Source organism: Rhizobium sp. B230/85, from assembly GCF_019355735.1.
GTDB classification, from domain to species: Bacteria; Pseudomonadota; Alphaproteobacteria; order Rhizobiales; family Rhizobiaceae; genus Rhizobium; species Rhizobium rhododendri.
The window spans coordinates 696,959-716,692 of sequence record NZ_CP072157.1; the positions used below are offsets into that span (position 1 = coordinate 696,959).

The 19,734-nt window shown below is 57.1% G+C and carries 17 protein-coding genes and 1 pseudogene; 6 read left to right on the top strand and 12 right to left on the bottom strand.

What is annotated here, in order from left to right; genetic code table 11:
- Positions 1-52 precede the first annotated feature (52 nt).
- On the top strand, positions 53-802 hold the full coding sequence (locus tag J5289_RS21305; RefSeq protein WP_209207345.1) for an SDR family NAD(P)-dependent oxidoreductase: 750 nt from the start codon (positions 53-55) through the stop codon (positions 800-802).
- 505 nt (positions 803-1,307) lie between these two features.
- Here J5289_RS21305 and J5289_RS21310 read toward each other — a convergent pair.
- On the bottom strand, positions 1,308-2,339 hold the full coding sequence (locus J5289_RS21310) for an NADP-dependent oxidoreductase (protein ID WP_209186779.1): 1,032 nt from the start codon (positions 2,337-2,339) through the stop codon (positions 1,308-1,310).
- A gap of 1,125 nt (positions 2,340-3,464) precedes the next feature.
- Here J5289_RS21310 and J5289_RS21315 point away from each other — a divergent pair.
- The gene (locus J5289_RS21315) at positions 3,465-3,656 is read left to right on the top strand and encodes a hypothetical protein (protein WP_209207344.1); all 192 of its coding nucleotides are present in this window, start codon (positions 3,465-3,467) and stop codon (positions 3,654-3,656) included.
- Positions 3,657-4,533: 877 nt separating this feature from the next.
- On the opposite strand, the gene J5289_RS21320 is transcribed toward J5289_RS21315, so the two are convergent.
- Together J5289_RS21320 and J5289_RS21325 are read right to left on the bottom strand one after the other, a co-directional pair.
- Positions 4,534-5,613 carry an IS630 family transposase gene (locus tag J5289_RS21320; RefSeq protein WP_111223089.1) on the bottom strand — a complete coding sequence of 360 codons (1,080 nt, stop codon included), beginning with the start codon at positions 5,611-5,613 and terminating at the stop codon, positions 4,534-4,536.
- 54 nt (positions 5,614-5,667) lie between these two features.
- Positions 5,668-5,868: a hypothetical protein gene (locus J5289_RS21325; RefSeq protein ID WP_209207342.1), complete on the bottom strand. Its 201-nt coding sequence runs from the start codon at positions 5,866-5,868 to the stop codon at positions 5,668-5,670.
- 862 nt (positions 5,869-6,730) lie between these two features.
- Between J5289_RS21325 and J5289_RS21330 the strand changes: the two genes are divergently transcribed.
- On the top strand, positions 6,731-6,916 hold the full coding sequence (locus tag J5289_RS21330) for a helix-turn-helix transcriptional regulator (protein WP_209207341.1): 186 nt from the start codon (positions 6,731-6,733) through the stop codon (positions 6,914-6,916).
- On the opposite strand, the gene J5289_RS21335 is transcribed toward J5289_RS21330, so the two are convergent.
- Both J5289_RS21335 and J5289_RS21340 read right to left on the bottom strand, forming a co-directional pair.
- Positions 6,908-7,147, bottom strand: a complete 240-nt coding sequence (locus tag J5289_RS21335; protein WP_224140311.1) for a hypothetical protein — start codon at positions 7,145-7,147, stop codon at positions 6,908-6,910. The two genes, J5289_RS21330 and J5289_RS21335, sit on opposite strands and share 9 nt — an antisense overlap.
- A gap of 69 nt (positions 7,148-7,216) precedes the next feature.
- Entirely contained in the window at positions 7,217-7,423 is a 207-nt protein-coding gene (locus tag J5289_RS21340; RefSeq protein ID WP_209207340.1) for a hypothetical protein, read from the bottom strand.
- 266 nt (positions 7,424-7,689) lie between these two features.
- Here J5289_RS21340 and J5289_RS21345 point away from each other — a divergent pair, with 266 nt between their 5' ends.
- Positions 7,690-8,130, top strand: coding sequence for a MucR family transcriptional regulator (locus tag J5289_RS21345; protein WP_209207339.1), 441 nt, complete (start codon positions 7,690-7,692; stop codon positions 8,128-8,130).
- Positions 8,131-8,339: 209 nt separating this feature from the next.
- Here J5289_RS21345 and J5289_RS21350 read toward each other — a convergent pair whose 3' ends face one another.
- From J5289_RS21350 to J5289_RS21375, 6 genes are all read right to left on the bottom strand, one after another.
- A complete protein-coding gene (locus tag J5289_RS21350) occupies positions 8,340-8,600 on the bottom strand; it encodes a hypothetical protein (protein ID WP_143123479.1) in 261 nt (86 codons plus the stop codon).
- A gap of 251 nt (positions 8,601-8,851) precedes the next feature.
- Positions 8,852-12,244 (bottom strand): autotransporter domain-containing protein, encoded by a 3,393-nt coding sequence (locus tag J5289_RS21355; RefSeq protein WP_209207338.1) that lies wholly within the window; start codon positions 12,242-12,244, stop codon positions 8,852-8,854.
- A gap of 900 nt (positions 12,245-13,144) precedes the next feature.
- Positions 13,145-13,573 carry a hypothetical protein gene (locus J5289_RS21360; protein WP_209207337.1) on the bottom strand — a complete coding sequence of 143 codons (429 nt, stop codon included), beginning with the start codon at positions 13,571-13,573 and terminating at the stop codon, positions 13,145-13,147.
- Between the two features lie 26 nt (positions 13,574-13,599).
- Positions 13,600-13,851: a hypothetical protein gene (locus J5289_RS21365; protein WP_209207336.1), complete on the bottom strand. Its 252-nt coding sequence runs from the start codon at positions 13,849-13,851 to the stop codon at positions 13,600-13,602.
- A 282-nt stretch (positions 13,852-14,133) separates the two neighbouring features.
- Positions 14,134-14,403, bottom strand: a complete 270-nt coding sequence (locus J5289_RS21370; RefSeq protein ID WP_209207335.1) for a hypothetical protein — start codon at positions 14,401-14,403, stop codon at positions 14,134-14,136.
- 89 nt (positions 14,404-14,492) lie between these two features.
- Positions 14,493-14,666, bottom strand: coding sequence for a hypothetical protein (locus J5289_RS21375; protein ID WP_209207334.1), 174 nt, complete (start codon positions 14,664-14,666; stop codon positions 14,493-14,495).
- Positions 14,667-15,272: 606 nt separating this feature from the next.
- Between J5289_RS21375 and J5289_RS21380 the strand changes: the two are divergent.
- Positions 15,273-16,596, top strand: a pseudogene (locus tag J5289_RS21380) (UDP-glucose/GDP-mannose dehydrogenase family protein).
- A 639-nt stretch (positions 16,597-17,235) separates the two neighbouring features.
- Here J5289_RS21380 and J5289_RS21385 read toward each other — a convergent pair.
- The gene (locus J5289_RS21385) at positions 17,236-17,550 is read right to left on the bottom strand and encodes a hypothetical protein (protein WP_209208082.1); all 315 of its coding nucleotides are present in this window, start codon (positions 17,548-17,550) and stop codon (positions 17,236-17,238) included.
- Between the two features lie 1,529 nt (positions 17,551-19,079).
- Here J5289_RS21385 and J5289_RS21390 point away from each other — a divergent pair.
- Positions 19,080-19,331 (top strand): hypothetical protein, encoded by a 252-nt coding sequence (locus J5289_RS21390; protein ID WP_209208081.1) that lies wholly within the window; start codon positions 19,080-19,082, stop codon positions 19,329-19,331.
- Positions 19,332-19,734: the final 403 nt, after the last annotated feature.

Below are 19,734 nucleotides of genomic sequence, written 5' to 3' on the forward strand. Positions count from 1 at the left end.
GACCTTTGGAATGGAAGACCGAATTCGTATCATTACGCTATGGTGAGAGAGCATGCTGGACATCAGAGGAACAACGTCGATCGTCACGGGGGGTACCTCGGGGATCGGCTATGCGACGGCCAAGGAACTGATCGGCAGGGGTGCGAACCTGGTCATCAACTCGCGAACTGCCAGCGCGCGATTTGCGGAGCTGGTTGCCGAGGGTGAGAAAGTTGGCATCCGCGTCCTGCACGTTACGGGGGACATGCGGGATCCGGAAGCATCCAACGCAATTTGTTCGATGGCCATGTCCGAATTCGGCCGGATCGACAGCGTCGTCCATTGTGCCGGCGGCCCGGCCCCTGGCGCTGCCGTCGATATGCCTGCCGAAAACTGGACCGACGCCTTCGACGTCCATGTCCACTCCGCCTTCCATCTGTTCCGGGCAGCACACCCTTCGTTGGCCTCGCGGGGCGGGGCAGTGATTTTCCTCTCGTCAGCGGCTGCTCTGCGTGGATGTCCGGGCAACACCGCCTATCAGGTCGTCAAGGCCGCCCTCATTCAGATGACCCGCGCGCTTGCGCGCGACCACGCCGCCGAGGGGATCCGGGTGAACTGCGTTGCGCCCGGAATTATCCGGACACCGTTTCAAGACGGCATGACCGACATCGCGAAAGCGAACAACATTGCAAACCGGATCCCATTGAAGCGTGAAGGTAGGCCCGAGGATGTCGCCGACGTCATCGTCCAGCTTATCGGCAATGAGTTCATGACCGGAGAGACCATCGTTATCGACGGTGGGATGTCGATGAGGATGGTGTGACCGCTCTGATGGTTGCGTCTGTCGTAGGAGGCCGCAGCGCTCCTTATTCAGTGCGCATTGCGCGCCGCCAGGCATTCGGAACCAAGGCGATCAGCGATGCCTACCGCTAGCTGTGATGCCGCTCCAGGGTCTGGGTCAAGGACACCGTTGGAACGCTATTGCCAGGAAAGCACTGTCTCGGGGCGGAGGTCGAGATGTCGACCTCCGACGATCGATGGGACGGCAAGAGATTCGTCTCGAGCCTAGGCGGTAACCGAACTGTAGATCGCCGCATTGGCACCAACGGTTGGCCGCCCCTGTCCGCAGCTCTTGAACAATTCCGTCGATCCGGGTTGGCTGGCTATCAAAGTGAGTGTCGTTGGAGCACCAGGCAACACTGAGACCGGGCAGGAAGCCCAAAGCTGGCTGACCGTGGGAGATGATCCTATGGAGGCTAGCGGCGGGAACCTGTCGGTCCCCTTAGATGTCTTTCCTGGTGTGATTTGAGGCTTGCCGCAAGCGCCAGTCACCCCTTCGACGATCGGTCTGCCACCTTTACCAGCAGCTTGCCGAAATTCTTCCCCTGCAGCATCCCGATCAATGCCTCGGGAGCGTTCTCCAGTCCTTCGACGACGTCTTCGCGATACTTGATCCGACCGGAGTTAACCATGGGACCGATCTCGGCCTCGAACGCCGCATAATGTTCGACGACGAACTCGGTCTGGATAAACCCACGGATCAGCAGGCTCCGTCTCAGGATGGCCGACATCATCGCCGGCACGTTGTCTTGCTCTGAAGCCGCCGCTCCATTGTAGTTGGCCACCAGACCGCAAACCGGAACGCGCGCATACATGTTCAGAAGTGGCATGACCGCCTCCCAGACAGGTCCGCCGACATTCTCGAAATAGACGTCGATGCCCTTCGGGCAGGCAAGCTCCAGGTCCGTCTTGAAATCCTTTGAACGGTGATCGACGACTGCGTTGAAGCCCAGCCCGTCGCGGACGTATTCCAGTTTCTGCTGTCCGCCGACGATGCCGACAACCCGCGCGCCTGCCAACTTTGCGAGCTGTCCGACCATGGAGCCAACCGGACCCGATGCGGCAGCGACCACGACGGTCTCCCCCTCTTTGGGGCGACCGATGACCTTCATGCCGGAATAGGCCGTAAAGCCCGGCATTCCAAGGACGCCGATCGCGGTGCTGATGGGTGCGCCTTTCGTGTCGACATGGCGGATCGCGTCGGCTCTCATCACGGCACCCGTGCACCATCCGGTACGGGAACTCACGATGTCTCCGGGCTTGAAGTCGGCATGCCGGGAGCGCGCCACCTCGCAAACGGTCTCACCCTCCATGGTGCCATCGACAGGAGTGGGAGCCGCGTAGGATTTGGCGTCGCTCATCCGGCCGCGCATATAAGGATCCAGCGAGAGGTAAAGAACCTTGAGTGTGACCTCGCCTTCGGCAGCGTCGGCAAGCTCGGCGCTCTCCAGTCGGAAGTTCTCGGAGGTGGGAGCGCCTTTGGGCCTGCTTGCAAGGACCACGCGTTGGATTGTTGTCATGGTTGTTTCGTCTCTCCGGAGGTTGGCGCATATTTAAAGGGGCAGTTGCAGTGTATGTTGTCATTATGCCGCGGTATCGCCGTTGGGGGTATTTGACGGTCATGCCACTTTTAAACAAAGGGACATTTGCAATCGGATTCAATGACGCCACAGAGGCGTTGGCATTCGAGGCCATCGTCCATGGTCTTGGAAAAAAACGGGGACTGACGCATGCCAGCTATACTGCTGCTGATAACAATTAGCGAGCCCTCGCCCGCTTTCCAAAAGGAATGGCTGTTTTTCGACGCCACCTATGGATTGATCATCAAGTTCGAATGTGGTGTTCAAGCAGGTTAGATATGCTTTCGAAATTTATGTTATGAAATATTCCAATTACTCAAACGGCAGAGGGTTAGCGGTTCTGTTTATGCTGGTACTTGGTCTCTCGCTGCTGCCGGTGGAACTGGCTTTTTACATAAGCACTGGGCAGGATCTCGGACGCAGCCTTGTTGCCTGTACAGTAAGCTTTCCTAACCGTCTTTTTGCTGGGGCATCGGTCGTAAGCTTCGAACTCTTGATTTGGACGTTGATAGGATACCGTTACTTCCGAGCAAAGGGGGAAGGACCATTCGGCCCTATTCGCAAGCACAGAGCCGGTGAAAGCAAAATTCGCCAGCGTCTTTTTCCGTATGTCTCGAACGGGTTGCTCCCCTGTATGGTCTTATTGCCGTTCGTAGTTCTATTTAACGACTGTTCGGTCGGACAATAGCAGCGCAGCGTGGGCAAGACTGCGCTTATTACCCCAATCAAATATAGCACTTGGTCTTCGCGAGCTCCCCCCACCGGCTCTCGTTAAATGGAGAAACAAATGGCGAAACTGAATAACGAGCAAAAGTGGATGGTGGCTGCAATGTGTGTTTTCTTTCTCGTTGGTTTCGGCTGTATAATTTACAGCGAAAATTATTCGGTGAAATGTGAGAACGACAGGCTTGAATGCAACGTAAAGTCGAGCATGGACTTTCTCGAACGAATGTACGGGCCATACAAACCCTTTTAATGGGGGGTTGCAAGTTACAGACAGTTCAACGCCATCCACTCCGAATCCCTCTATTCTGCCAGCCCCGCCCCGATCACAAAGGCTCTCATGTGACCCAGAAGCGCATTAACGATCTGTCGGCAGATCAGGCGGAGCGTCTTCATCAAGATTGGGTTCGGGCTCTTAATGGGCGAGAACCTACGCCAGAGCAGACTACAAAGGTTGAGGCGCTGTGGCAAAGGTCGCTTGGTCAGGTTGTTTACGACCCGGAACAAATGATTGATGATGAAGCTGATCTTTAACCCATCACCCTGATCACGTCGTGGCTGGTGTGGTGGAAAAGATAGTGGTCGGATTGAAATATAGTCGGCGCCCAATGAAGTTACTACCGCTTTTCAGTTTCGTTTCATATTGAGACGTTACCGACAGGCTGTCCGTGATTGGCCGACATGACCGGACCGAAAAGTACTGACATGTAACTGAAAACCTTGAACGCCGTGACGGAGTTCAAGGTTTTTTCGTAAGGTCTGGTCCCGGAACTCGAGGAGGTCTTCATGCTTTTGCCAATATTGAACTCGGTTGGGGTCGTTTCAGCATGGGTAGGCGTCATCGTATTATTTCGGTTTGGCGTGCCATTCGAAATTGTCACGCCGAACGGAATGGGGTTCGTTGTTGGCTCTCTGAGCAACGAAACTCGGCTCGAACTTAATAAGCGGCGAGTTCTGTACAAGCGTATTGGATGGGTAGCCCTAGCGATGGTGTCATCCGGCGCGCTGCTTCAGGTATACTCTTCAATCTTTGGTGCTTTCCACCCATCACCCTGACTATAAGGTTGTAGCGACGGTATACTCGGACAATGGATAGCCTCTCAAGGTATCATCTATCGCCGCATGAAGACGGATCTTGGCATGTGATTGATGCCAGAACCGCCGGTCCGGCTGAAATTGAGGTCGATGGCAGGTTCTTCGTCTTTTGGAAGCTGCCAAAGGAGGAGGCCGAGCGCTGGTCGAGGCTCCTCAATCAAATCGCCAGCTTTCCGTCAGATGGTTCATTCTAAGTACGCAGAGGATGCACGCCCTGATCACTTCTGTGGGCCATTTACTCAGCCTTGAGAGTACAGCTTTCCCAGCAAATCGGTGATGAAGACAGTCGTCGCCCTGTTGGGAAGGGACCGGTGACCTAGTGGATGGAATCTAACGCTTGGTGCCCGCGTTTAACGGCGGCGATGATTTTGTCGGGATCGGCGGTCCAAGTGAAGGGCTTTGGCTTTTTGTTGTGCTCAACGAGGAAACGGTTGATGGCGGCCTGGAGATCGACGACGGAATGGAAAACGCCGCGTTTCAGACGCCGCTTCGACAGCCTGGCGAAGAAACCCTCCACCGCGTTGAGCCATGAGCTTGAAGTCGGAGTGAAGTGGAAGGTGAAACGCTCGTGACGGTCGAGCCAGGCTCTCACCTTGGGATGCTTGTGGGCAGCATAGTTGTCGAGGATGACGTGGACGGCCTTGTCGTCCGGCACCTGGGCGTTAATGGCGTTGAGGAAGCGGATGAACTCCTGATGACGATGACGCTGCATGTTGCGGCCGATGACGGTGCCGTCGAGCACGTTGAGGGCGGCAAACAGCGTGGTTGTGCCGTGCCGCTTGTAGTCGTGGGTCATGGTGCCGAGCCGACCCTTCTTCATCGGCAGGCCCGGCTGGGTGCGGTCGAGCGCCTGGATTTGGCTTTTCTCATCGACCGACAACACGACGGCGTGGGCTGGCGGATCAACATAGAGGCCGACAACGTCTCGCAGCTTGTCGACGAATTTCGGGTCGTTGGACAATTTGAACTGCCGCCACCGATGAGGTGCGAGGCCATGCGCTTTCCAGATACGCCTGACTGCGCTGGCGCTGATGCCGGCGGCCGTCGCCATCATGTCGGCCGTCCAGTGCGTCGTCTCGCCCGGCGGATCAGCCAGCGTCAGGGCCACCACACGCTCGGCGACATCGGGTCCGAGCCGCACAATACGCGACGGCCGCGTCTTGTCGCGCAGGAGACCCTCGACGCCTTCTGTGGCGAAGCGCTCTTGCCAGCGCCATACGCAGGTCTTCGATTTGCCGGTCTGGCGCATAATCTCGACAGTCCCGACGCCATCGGCACTCAGCAGGATGATCTCGGCCCGCCAGACGTGCTTTTGGGGCGCATTGCGATCCCTGGTCAAGGCCATCAGGCGTTGGTGATCTGTTGGCGAAACGGTGAACGATATTCCTGTGCGCATGCGCCAGACTCGCATGCCAACCCAGCAAATGGAATCCCATACAGGACTCTTATGTCAGGCGGTAACCACTAGCAGCGCGTGCAGGAAATCGATCGGATCATCAAAGCCGAAAGCGGCCTTTAGCTGGTCGAGATTGGCCGTCTTCTGCCGCAGGATGGCAAAGATCGTGGCTCGGCCGGAAGCCGATAGCCGGGGCTCATGACCGCCATCGCTCTCGAAATGGGGTGGACCGGCCTTCTCTTCGCCAAGGGCCACCTGGTCGAGCTGCTGGCCGCTAGCCTGCCGGATTAGACCGTCAAACAGAAATCTGATCCTGTCCGGTTTTTATGGGGCAACTCCACCTCTGGCTTCGTTTCCTGGCGCCCTAGTCACAATTGGTAATGGCTTGCGGCCCTTCATGAACCTGACATATGACTTCAAATTAAAAGGAGGTCATCATGCTGTTGGCAATATTGAACTCGGTTGGGGTCGTTTTAGCCTGGGTAGGCGCGATCTTATTATTTCGGTTCGGCGTGCCGTTCGAAATTGTCACGCCGAACGGAATGGGGTTCGTCGTTGGCTCTTTGAGGAACGAAACTCGGCTCGCACTTAACAAGCGGGTAGTTCTGTACAAGCGCATTGGATGGGTAGCCGTAGCGATGGTGTCATGCGGCGCGCTCCTTCAGGTATGTTCTTCAATCTTTGGCGCTCTTTACCTAGCACCCTAACCCACTGTGGTGGGGAGCAATGTGGCACGGTTGGACCGAAGAAAGGGTAGGATCCCACAAACCTTTGCGCTTGGGCGGAGTAAGAGCAAGATCACTTCATCGTGCTGCACCCACCTACAACAGCCCGGGGGCGTTCGCCGAAACGAGCACAATTTTGGCAGGGTTACTCTGCCCTGATTGTATCGATGCTGGGGGGCCACCGATCTGGCGTTTGCGCGGGTGAGATGCAGTACGTCGCCCACCTGACCCATTGCCCCTGTTTGCACCGCCTCAGCCATCACCTCGTCTCATTTGAGAAATCGACTCATTCATCATAAAATGACTGACATCAAAGCCATGTCGGTCATGTACGGAGATTTATGTAGGCTTCGCCAAAGACCAAATCGGGGCTTTAAAGACTGGGGCACAACATGCGCAACGCACGCCTGAGGCGCGGCATCACCGCGTCTAATCTCGCAGCCCGCGCCGGTACGTCTTTCAGTGTCGTTGCGCAGCTCGAAAAAAGCGATCCAGGTGTCGGCGTCGGAACACTTGCCGATATTCTCCGTAGCGCAGCATCCCGTTCTGCGGGCGCAGCGCTTCCCCAGTCAGTTTGAGTTTGCCGCAACCCACTTTCGGTTGGGCTTTGATGCCAGATAGGCAACGTAATCGTCAGAGGCGTCGGCAAAAAAAAGAGCCGCCTCCTGCTCGCGCCATCCAGCCTCCACCGCGTCACGGATGAATGCGGTGAGTGCCCGTTTGCACATGGCCGCACATTCTACCGAACGCTCCTTTTGATCGACGCTAAACTTGGGCGGATGAAAATAGGTCATGCCGGATGATGGCACAGCCCTTGGCTCTTGCAACCGACAGCCTTTGTTAAGCTTACCAGGTAAGGTTAAAATCCCGTCGTTATGCTAGTGGGATGCACCAGGTTTGGACTTCGCCAGCAGCATGACGTGCTCATCCGCGGCATCAGCCAGCGCGACTGTAATTTCAACTTCAGACCAACCCCTGCCTCCTAACTTTGCAATAAGTTCTGACATGAACTTGTACACTTCTGTTCGGCAGTCAGTATTCGTTACATCATCTTCGAGTCGCTCATCGAAATTTAAGTTTTCCACTTCTCTCTCCGTTTTGTTACAATACGAGAATCACACAGGCGACTATTTGTTCAAATCACGAATTGTGACTCAGAATAGTCCTGCATCATGTACGATACTGGAACAGCTACTTAGAGTGGATTTTTTAAGTGGCTGCTTTCTAATGAAATATTGATTATGTGATCGACGTTCTTTCTCAATCAACGAAATCGCGAGGGAAACATGGCATATTCACGACGCCGATTTGGTTGCAGGTGTGCGGATTACGCCACACCTGACGACCTGTTATGAGCCACCCTGCCCCGCTTCCGACGCCGAAGACCCTGGCCGATCTTGTCGCCCAAATTGTTTCCAGCTACGTGCGCAAGCACGTCGTCCCGGTGACAGATATGTCAAATCTGATCACCGCTGTTTATCGTGCGCTCGACAGCTGCTCGCTGGTGGTATTGCCAGCGCCGCAGGTCGAAGCACAAAAACCGGCCGTTTCCGTGCAAAAGTCGGTCCATAAGGACCACATCACCTGCCTGGAATGCGGTGGCGACTTCAAATCACTGAAGCGTCATCTGGCGATGCACCATTCGATATCGCCCGAAGATTATAGAGGGAAATGGAAGTTGCCCGGGAACTATCCGATGGTTGCCCCCCTCTATTCGGAAGCGCGCTCGAAAATCGCTCGGGAACTCGGCCTGGGTCAAAAAGGGCGACGCCCGAAATTGAAAGGGCTCTAGTCGTGCGGGCGCGCAGCGAAGCTGTAGCCTTTCTTATTTCGAAAGCTCAACGGCGGTCGAGCGGTCACCTGCGTAGAACGGCAATCCGATACTGCACGCCTGATAGCCTTACGGCCGCGTCAACGAAGAAAGCGCCGGATCAGGACCAAGGACCGACCCTGGTCATCAGGCGCACTGAAGTCTCTTGCATCGTGTTTGCGGACGCCTTACTAGCCTCCGACAGCATCGCTGACGCATTTCTTGGTGTATGAGGACTTTGCAGCGCCGGCCAGCGGTTTGCCATTTTTATCCTTGGCAGAGCTATCGCAGGCAGCAGCAGCCTCGTTGGTGCACTTCTTCAGCGACGAGGTCAGAGCCGCGCCGGCCAGCGGCTTTCCATTCTTGTCGATCGCCTTTGACTTGCATGTATCGGCGGCATTCGCGCTCGCGGCGGACAACACCAAGACAACGGCCAGCAAGATCTTTTTCATAAATTCTCCCATTTCGATTGCTTCAAAGATGGAGGCCCTGTCTTCTGCCTGTCAAACGCCTTCGCCTCGTTGTAAGCGCTTCGGTTCCAACTTCGCAACGAAGTTGGCCTTGAATCACCGAACAAAACAAGGGGAGACTTCCCCATGGACGCTGGTTCTCTCCACATCGGACCGTCCTATTCGGGTCACAGTGGCCCGTGGCTAAACATCATCGTCCGCCATGATCCCGCAGCCAGGTGGTCTTTCGCCAGCTAGAACCTGACAGCCAGATTGGCCTTGACCGTCTGGCTGAGGCTGCCGCTGCCATATTGGCCGCTATAGGTGATGCCGATGGTCGATGCCTGGGCGGCGGCGAAATCTAGGCCGGCGTCGAGGACTAGGCTATCTTTGTCGAGCGCCGTGCCGACGGTGGTGAAATCGTCGCCGCCGGCAAAGTGGAAGGAAGACTGCGTCGTCGTATCGCCGTAAGCGTGGCGCCAGCCAACAGAACTGCGCGCCGTTGCGTCAAGACCGGCCAGCGCGAACCCGGTTGAGGAGCGCAGACCTAGCGTGGTAAAAGTAACCCCCGCGTTCTCGGCAGCGCTGCTCAAGGCGGCCGACCCGCCGGTCTCGTTGAAAGCGTCACTGTGCTGATGAACATAGGCGGCATTGGCGAAAGGTTCGAAGGCCAATCTGCCGGCATCGATGCGGTAGCCGAGCTCGCCGTAGATCTGCGCCGTTGCTGCGTCGTAGTCGGCCGCCAAACTCTGTGAAAAGCCAGAAAATTCGACGTTTCGCTGCGTTGCGATCGACTGCCTCTCGTAGAGCGCGCCGACGCGCAAGGCCAGCGGGCCCCACTGGTTGCCGCCATAGACCCCGACATCGTAATTGTCGCTGCTGCCGGACGCGCTGCCGTTGGCCTGATCGAAATTGCCTTTGCTATAGCCGCCCATCACACCGATACGCCATGTCGTCTCGCGGAACGGGGCATCCGCGCCGATTGCCACGCCCCCGACCGAATCCTTGATACCGGCGGCGTTGGCGTCGCCATCCGTCCTGCCCCAGCCGCCATAGGCCTGGCCCCAACCGACAGCCCGCGCACTATAGGGATCGGCAAGGATGGCCGCGGCAGCCTGTGCCGCGGGCGTGGTGCTCTGCGTTTCGCCATAGCCAAGAGCGCTGCTTGCGCCGCCGGGCGGACCTCCGAGCACAAAGACGCTACCGCTGGCCGCGCCAACGCCGTCAAAGGCACTGCGCAGGCGGTCGATGCCGATGGTGCGCACGAAGCGGCTGTTGTCAAAAGTGGCGGTGGTCAACGCGCCATGCAGCGCGCCGGCCAGCTGACCAAAAGCATTGCGCGCCTGCTCGGCACTCAGCGTTTCGACAGACTGGTAAAGCGAATTATCACCGCCCAGACTTTCCACGCCCTCAGCGGCGGAGCGCTGGTTAACGGTCCTGGCGGTTGAGGCAAAGGCGACAGTGTTGCGGGTGAGCGTCAGGGTGACATCGTCTGTATCGTAGCCGAGCGTCGTATCGACAAAGGCGGCAGACGAGGCGACGGCGCCGAAGGTGCCGATAACGCCGCGGCTCGCCGAGAGGACGGTGTAAGTCTTGCCAGCCCGCAGGCCGCTAGTATCGCCAAGGCTCACCGCAGCCCCGCTCACGAGCCTCGCCGTGCCGCTCACCTTGATAAGGTCGCTTCCCGTCCCATCGACGTCGACAGTGTAGAGAGCGCCGCTGGCAAACGTCAGATCACCGGCGACCGTGAGGATTCCGACGCCGCTGCCGGGCGCAATGGTGGCGCCCGATGCGACGGACGTCGTTCCGACGGTGCCGGTGCCTGACAGGACGCCGCTGTTGACGAGCATCGTGCCGCCAAGCAGGCCGTTTACCGTCAGCCTTCCGCCTGAGACGGTGGTGATCCCGGAAAAACTGCTGGAATCGCTGCTCAAGGACACGCTGCCGTCGGCAACATCTATGGCGCCATTGCCGTCAACAGACGCCGAAAGCGTGTAGGCCGGACCGCCGAAATTGAAAACGAGGGTGCCGCTGCCAGCGCCGAAGTGAATGGCACTGGTGTCGAGCGTTGCTGCACCGGCGGCGGTCTGGCCCAGCGTGGAGCCGACATTCAAGGTGCCGGTCGAGCCCGCCTGTGCGGCGATGGTAATGCTGCCAGCAGAGATCGTCCCGCCATCGGCAACAGTCACGGTGCCGGTGCTGGCATCGCCGATGGTCAGGCTTCCTGCGGTCGAAAAGGTCGAGCCGTCGCCGGTAACAGTCACCTTGCCGGTCGAGCCGGCATCTCGGCCGATCGTCGTCGACGAGGCGCTGAGCGCGCCGCCCAGAGTGACTTGCAGCGCACCGGTGCCGGCGCCCCCGACGATGAGGTCACCGCCGTCTCGCCAAGTGCTGCCGGCGCCAGTCACAAGGACAGTGCCGCTGCCATTGGAACTGTCACCCAGAACGAGCCCATTCGATTGGACAGTCCCTGCATTGGTGATTTTTGTAAGGCCCCTGCCGCTTCGGCCAACGATCACGGAATTTGTGACATCCCATTGCGAGCCGCCACCGTCGACAGTGACTATGCCGCTATCCCCGCCTGCATATCCCAGGGTCGCCGAGCTGCTCTCGACCTGACCAGCGCCGCTGATGTCGAGCGTGCCGTTGCCGGGGTCAGTGACGCCGCCGCCGTCACCGCCAATCAAGAGCGCTCCGGACGTCCAGACGGACCCAAGGCCGCCGACCCGGACCGAGCCGTTAGCATGAGCACCAATGATGGCGCTGCCGCTGGAGACGGTGGCGCCGGAAAAGATTGTCAGACTGGCATCGCCGGCTTGGCCGACGATCAGTGCACCTTGTGTTTCGAAGATGGTGCCGCTGCCGCTGAGACCGACCGTGCTGCCATTGCTTCCGGCAAGCCTGCCGATGACGGCGCTGTCGACCACCACAGTGGCTCCGGTTGAGATGGAAACGGTTCCGAGGCCGCCATCGCCGACGGTGAGGTCGCCGGCCGTCCAGGTGGTGCCGCCGCCGGCAATATTGACCGTGCCTGTAGCCCCTGAGGCCTGTGCGATAATCGTCTCTGCGGTGGATGCTGTGGCGCCGGTAACGACCTCGAAGCGGCCGGTGCCGGCGTCACCGATGACGAAGGGTCCACTCGTCTGGAAATAGGAGCTTCCACCGCTCACCCCGATGGTCCCGGTACTGCCGCTATCGGCGCCGATGGTCGCTGAACCGCTGCCGTTGTAGCCGCCAGCGTCCGTAATCGTCACAATGCCGAGGCCGGCAACGCCGACCGTCAGGTCGCCATTGCTCCAGCGGCCGAGCGAGCCGGAGACGGTCACGCTGCCGTCGGCCGTGGCTGCAGCGCCAAGGCTTGCGGTCGTCGAGCTCAGGGCATTGTTTACAGTGAGATTGCCGCTTGCACCATCGCCGACCGTCAACCCGGCAATATTCGGGATCGGCGTTCCGAGATTATTGTAGATAATGGCAGAAGCTGGGGTGTCGATATCGACGCTGTCGGCAGCCTGGGGTGCGTGGCCCGCAGCACCCCCGATCAGCCAGTTGCCGTCTTTCGTCCAGTCGGTATCGACGGCACCGCTCCAGGACAGGGAGTCCGCAGCGGCGGGACCTATGGATGCGGTGAGCAGTGCGACTGAAGCCATTAAAGTCGTAAAAAGTCGTTTGCTACACATCATGTTCCATCGACAGGCGATCATTTGGTAACCGGTTATTAAGCATAAAAGATAAGAGACGGTTAATGTTTATGTCATCGTGCTCTTACCGTGTCGTCATTCGGATGTCTATCGTCAAGACTGTACTTGACAATGAGATGTATAGGCAAGCTGCGGCCAGCAAGACTTCGCAGATTGAGATCTCAGGCGCAGACATCGCGACGACTCTGGAGACTTTCGCTCTGAACCGGTTGGGCCCAGTGCTTTCGGGGGATTGTATCGGTGTTTTGTTTTACAGGCGGTCAAAGCACGAGCGGTCAAACTCCTGGACTAAAGCCACCGACCAGCCACGCGATGCTACGATCCTATTTACACAGGTCGGCGTTCAACGAGACGTGACCCGCATCCTTTTCAGGAAAGCAGATCACCGATTTAAGGGTTTCAATAGGCTCCGTCCCGTCGCAGCGCGAAGCCCCGTGTGTTTATGTTATCGATGATCAGCCGATTTCTCTACTGCGATATGCCTGCCAATGGCGGCGGCATCTGATGATCGTTGACAATGTCAGCCACAGTGCGGGCAAACCCGACAGTCAAGCCACCGGGCCCCATTGCAAAGCAAGACGTTGGCGCGATTTGTACAGATATGACGAGAGCAAATAACGCGGCGACATTTCGTTTTGAATTTCTTATTCTCATTGGAGCAATCCCATCTTCGACTGCCCAGAGCCTAAGCATCTGATCTTACCCAATAGCTAATCTGAAGCGCCTATCGATCTATATGGCTAAAGCAACATTTACGCGTCCGCCGGTCGGCAAGCCCGACCAACGGTGTATTCGGCGCAGTCAACCGAACCTATTCTGGTCGGACGGCTTCCTTGCCACGTGGAGGCGCTATTGCGCCGTGACCGCAGAAGACGCCGATGATGAACTGGCGCCCCCTCCGCTTTCAGCACTTCCGGTCGTCTTTTTCCATGGGGGAGAACAGACCGTCTTGACTTCGGTGTAGGAAGGATTTGTCCGATAGGAATAGATCACCGGTGAGCAATCCAGTTCGGTTGCGCGCGCAAGCCGCACTTCATGATGAAGCGACGTGCGAGGCCCCTGGTGGACAACAACACGTCTCGGTGCCGTGTAGCCTTCGACCATATCCGCGGACTTCACGGGAATCGCGAAATTCAGCATGCATGCTGTAAAAATCAATATGGGCTTTGTGAAACGATGCATCGGTTTTCTCCTGGTGCTGGATTGAAATATGGTGCGGTTGTCACGGTGTTCAATCAGTCCCATCCAAAACGGGGGATGACAGGTAAGCTCGCTCATTCATGCTTCACCCCAGCGCAGGAATATCAACCTTGGCTCGTTTGGGATTCATAGACACGTGTAAGAATGTCGATATAGTCAACCGCCTTCAATCCGGCAGCCCATGATGCAGGACCGCGATCACCGCGCATTCGGTCGATCATCGCCTTTTTCCAGAAGCCGCCTTCCAGATCCGAAACGCCGCCCCGATAGACCGCACCGTGAACTCCGCAACCCGAAAGGACACCCGTCGCCAACAAATACCGGCTCGCCAGATCAAAGTTGATTGCTTGTTGCATTTCACCCTGCCTCATAGGCCCTGCACGTCCGCAAAGGCCTTGTAGTTGCGTTGAAGTACCGCGACACGCACCACAGGTGCAATCCGATAGTGAAATGCCATGCCCCTTTAAAACAATCGTGTCGCGAGACAGGGATAGGTCGAGGTGGGATGTCCGGGTTCGGTATTTGCACCGCCAGTCAACGACCTGCACGGATCTGATCCGCAGTCTGGTGAGGAGACAGTCACACTCTCCATTTCCCATCGGGATCGATATAAACCATGTCGGTTCGGTTCCGTCCTGCTACCTGCAAATCGCGTTCCCGTAGCCGTCGACGACGCAGTTCGGTTGCGATCTCATATCGCCGGGGCGTCTGACGGATCTTTCTCGCTGCGTATTTGGATGGCGGACAATCCGCCCGCCGTTCTGAGGCGTCACTTCGAAGTTGCGATTGCCGTCGGTGCCTGTGTAGCCGCCCATGCCGTCTGGCTGGACTTCGTAATTTCGGTACTGTTGCCCCAAGGCGGCCGATGCGCGTAGGCTAAGCGAGATGACGAGAATGGCAATTTTCATGAGTATCTCCTCCCCTACCATATAGGAGAGATTTTCCCTTAAACACCACCCTTCTGAGGTCATGGTGTGAAAATCGTCTATCCTTGTCGTCAGCGCATATACAACAGCAACTCTCGAGCATCCTTCAATGCTGCGTCTTGCGTTGGGAACTTTCGACTGACCCGGCTGGCCTCCTGAGACAGTTGGATAATATAGATCCACTTTCCAAAACGGAGCTGTTTGGTGCGGATATTATACGGGAACGAAATGGCTTCTTCTAACATGTGGATTCCACTACCTCGACAATAGATCACGCTTACCAGAATGAAGCGACATGACAATCTCGAGTTGCGTTAATGGTTGATGAAGATCGTTAACGAGGGGGTCGGAATTGGAGCGTGGCGTTTCGAAACCTAAGCTGCTGGTTTACCTTGGGTGCCGGCGCGACAGTGTCGGCGTTCCAGGGCGAGGTATCGCATATTCGCCATTGTTGCCGATTGAAGGCTCGCCTATCTCGCCAGCAAAGCTTACCGTCTGACGGCACGACTGCACGACCTGCCAGGAACCCAAGGGTCGTTCCTCGCAGCTCCCTGCGGCAACCGCGCATTATGCTGGATTGCAATGAAAGCCAATCGGCGCGACGATCCGCAACAGCGTATGGATTGGTCGCCATCCATCGACGGTTGAGAAGCCGGGCGGCGTTCGTTCCCTTGAAAGGCCGATCCGTTAGTGATCGGATCTTTAGACCGGGAGAAGCGTGCCGCTGGTTTTTTCTCGCAGCTTAGAATAGTAGATCAGATGTCGACAGTTTCGCCTGCGTTGCAATCCGGTCGTGCATATATGCCAACTTCGTTGAACGCGTTTGCGTTGTCTGAAAAAGAGGAAAATCGATGCGTATCACGATGATCGGGTCTGGTTATGTGGGTTTGGTGTCAGGCGTCTGCTTTGCGGATTTCGGCCATGACATCATCTGCGTCGACAAGGACGAGAAGAAGATTGCAGCGCTGCGGGCCGGCGAGATCCCGATCTTCGAGCCGGGGCTCGAAAGTCTCGTGGCGGAAAATGTCCGCTCGGGCCGACTGTCGTTTTCGACGGAAGTGGCAGAAAGCGTCGCCGCCAGCGATGTCGTCTTCATCGCCGTCGGCACCCCGTCGCGCCGTGGCGATGGTCATGCCGACCTGTCCTACGTCTATGCAGCTGCCCGCGAAATCGCAACGCACGTCAACGACTTCACCGTCATCGTCACCAAGTCGACCGTTCCTGTCGGCACCGGCGATGAAGTGGAGCGGATCATGCGCGACACCAACCGGACGCAGACATCGCCGTCGTGTCCAACCCCGAATTCCTGCGCGAAGGCGCCCCCATCGAGGACTTCAAGCGGCCGGACCGCATCGTCATCGGCCTCGACGACGATCGTGCCCGGGCCGTGATGACCGAAGTCTACCGGCCGCTCTACCTCAACCAGGCGCCGCTGCTGTTCACCTCGCGCCGCACGTCGGAACTGATCAAATACGCCGCCAACGCCTTTCTCGCCATGAAGATCACCTTCATCAACGAGATGGCCGATCTCTGCGAAAAAGTCGGCGCCAATGTCCAGGAAGTCTCCCGCGGCATCGGGCTCGATGGCCGTATCGGCGCAAAGTTCCTGCATGCGGGCCCGGGCTATGGCGGCTCCTGCTTTCCAAAGGACACGTTGGCTCTGGCAAAGACCGCCCAGGATCACGACAGCCCGGTGCGCCTCATCGAAACGACCATCTCGATCAACGATAACCGCAAGCGCGCCATGGGTCGCAAGGTGATCGCGGCAGTTGGTGGCGACGTTCGCGGCAAGAGCGTCGCGGTCCTCGGTCTGACCTTCAAGCCGAACACCGACGACATGCGCGACAGCCCTGCGATCTCGATCATCCAGACCTTGCAGGATGCCGGCGCCAAGGTGGTCGGCTACGATCCCGAGGGCATGGACAACGCACGCGGCCTGATCGAGGCATGATGTTCGCAGCCGATGCGTACACGGCCGCCGAGGGCGCAGACGCTCTCGTCATCGTCACCGAATGGAACCAGTTCCGGGCGCTCGATTTTGCCCGCCTGAAGCGGGTCATGGCCGCACCTGTTCTCGTCGACCTCAGGAATATCTACCGCCGCGACGAAATCACAAAGCACGGCTTCGAATATTCGAGCATCGGACGGCCGAACGAGGCCGCCGGAGAAACATGAACCGTACGTTTCGACAGACGTGAAAAGGACTTCTGAAAGGCGCGAAGCCGTCGGCTGCCGCGCTGTGTCATAAAGGCGGGATCTAGCGTTTGACTGCAACGTGTAACCCATAGGCTTCGAGCGTCAAGCCATTGCGCTGCTCGATCGTTCGGTCAACGCTGGCGTGGACTGCCCAGATGGTTTCGTCGGCCTTGGCAAGCGGCTCCCCGAAGTCTACGTCGCAGATAGTAGCCGCCGATCAACGATCGATGGCTCGCCGTTCGCCCACGATATTTTTCTAGCGTTCGGAACTTCCTATGCGCGCGAGAAACGTAACGCAGCTGAAGACATCCGGCGGACAGCCCTTTCGTAGCTATCGAAGACTTCTAACGGATGTGGCTCGAATATCCCGCAGCCGGGCCGTCGGTGAGACGTTCTGGCCCATGAACGGTATCGATTTCCTGATGCGTTGGACGGCATTTTGAAACTCACGCATCGCCAGAAGGTTGGGGGACCCATGGCGCTTACCGGTTGGCTCACAAGAGGCCGATGTCGCGCAGCCTCGTTGAGGCCACGCGGTATGAGGCAAGAGCGGAAAACAGCGCAAGTCACAGAGCTGGTTTCGGCAGATCGCCGGAGATGGATGGCCGCTTCAGAGTGTCACGATGGGCGAAATGCCTCCACGTCCTCATTTCCTGCAGATCGGACAGGCAGTGGATTGATACGTTGTGACACGAGATTTCGAAAATGTCGGGCCTGCGGGCGAGCACCATCAACGATCCCGGCAGACGCCAAAAACGACAATGCGCTCAATGCAGCGACGATGCCAATCGCAAGGATGATGCCGACAAGCGCGCCCCCGGTAAAAATGACAAAGAAGACCATAAGTGGCCAAGCCAACAGACTGACAATAAAGTTTCCGCCGCCGACATAGAAATAGTTCAGTCCGAGCAAAATGATCAGAAATATTAGCATGAAACACCGATTTCTTTCAGAATGAAGTGCAACCGCATCCATCTGTGGTCAAAGATTTCGTTAATAGAAATATAATGAAATGTGTCAAAATGAAACAGTTTTGTTTCGTTGTATGACTGAATCTGATTCTTGAGGCTTCATGTAGAGCCAGGGACAACATTTAGATAAGACCGACATTCGCCTGGAGCGGTTTCAGAATGGGGCTCTAGGTCCGAGAGATATTTAAAATCCCTGCCTCCTGATGGTGGAGGGAGGATACGCTTTAGAGGTGATGGGGGCTGTGCGACTCACTTGCTGTCGGATTGCTTTGCCGCAACAGCACTATATTGCCCAAAGCGAGGGCTCGTCTCTCCGGGCGGTTATGATGGAGCAAAAAAACAGGACTGCTTCGCGCAGGTCGCTGCCCAGGCCTTGCTTTCGGTAGAGGCCACGGGGATGCCGTCCCTCGAGGGCAGCAATCAGCTCGCCCGCGAAATGATCCGCGAAGGACGCGACGCTGATTTCGGAAAACCACTGCGTCTTTTGCGGCATCGGTGACCGGGATGGCGGAAGGTTCGTAGACCACACCACGGCGTTGGACTTCGATCTTGATCTGCGCCCCCTCCGCAATGACAGGCAAGCGCAGGATGGCGCCAGAATGCATATGTTCGGTAACGCGTGCGCCCTTCCGATCGGCAACATTTTCCACCTTTATGCGCGTCATCGCGGCCGATCCCATTCGACGCCTCCGCCTATCGCGGAGGGGAAGATCGACTGGAGGGATATCTCGTGAGTGGCGTGTCAGGTTTGTGCCCGAACATATCGCTCGCTGTGCCGTCTTCAGCAAAAACATGGTGCCGCAAGATGGGAAAGATGCACGAGGAGCCCGGCCCTGCGCCTGATACGGGTCACGAAACGGCATAGAGCTTCTCCGGGACGGCCATCAGATAGACCGGATCGCGCAGCCTCCAAGGACAAGCGCGTGATTGCTTTCACCCAACTCTGCCGCGATATGTCGAAATGCATAAGCCACGCATGGCTGTGACGACCCCTGACCCCCAAAGACCGAGAACAGGCAGTGCACCTTTTCACTGTCATTGAGGGTCTGTCTTTGTTTTGCGATGGGCCTTGGCCGGCCGCCGGCGAAATGTACTTTCGGCGCGGCGTCGAATTTTGCGAGCGGCGTGCCTGGAGAGCTTTGACATCGTGGCATCCTCTATTTCATCCTGGTTGAATGCCTAACGCAGATCTCGCCGACCCTGTCAGTCCAAGCAGGGATCGGGTCGATCCCGACCCGCAGAGCTGACGTCTGCGAGGTGAGCTATTCATGCGCCAACGACAAAATCCTAGCGACGTAGACAGACCGCAAGAAACAACACCACCAGACGCAGACGCCAATCGGCATCTGTTAATACCTGTCCTTTTCCCATACTTAAAGATACGACCTCTATAGCTCCGTCGAATGCATTGACTAATATCAACTAAGTATATAATTCTATTTAATGCAACTTTGAAATTCTGAATTGACAACGACTATTGTAGATACGGATATGAAAAGTAGAAAGAACGCAAGTGAAGAGCGGTTAAACGCAGAGCGCAAGCACTTCACGTCCTCGACAAAAAGGCTATACGTTAAACAGTCACCGTGGAGCAGAAGGCGTGGGCCCCGCTTTGATATACCCATCGGAGTTATTGAGAACGTTGACAGTCAGATCAAAGTTCTTGATGTAGAGTTCTCATCCACGATACTGGCCCAATACGACAACCTTGACGCGATGCTCGCCGACTGGGTCAAGCTTTAGCGGTGTTTCAGAGCCGCTTCGGCGAGAGAGTCCGCGGCGCATTTGAAGGGCGCACCTTGCTGAAAATGTGCAGGCAAGCTACGAATCATCTGTTCGGCTTGTTGATAAATGCGTGCCATTTCGGGACGCCGGCATGCGGTCTTTATTCGTTGTTAACGCCGTTCGAGAGGTGGAAGCGCAATATCTGTCGTGCGCGGCTAGCCTCACAATATGACGAAACGACTAAAATACTTTCTGATCGCGACGCTGGTTTCCGTGCTGCTGTGGGCGTGCATCATTTTTTTGGTACTGTGGGTCCGGGGGCTATTGTGAAAAATACGCTTCCCCCCCTTCGCCGGCTGAAGACCCTGCGCGAGTCCTGCAGAACATTGCGACCCGTTCAACGATTAGTTTTGACCGCAGC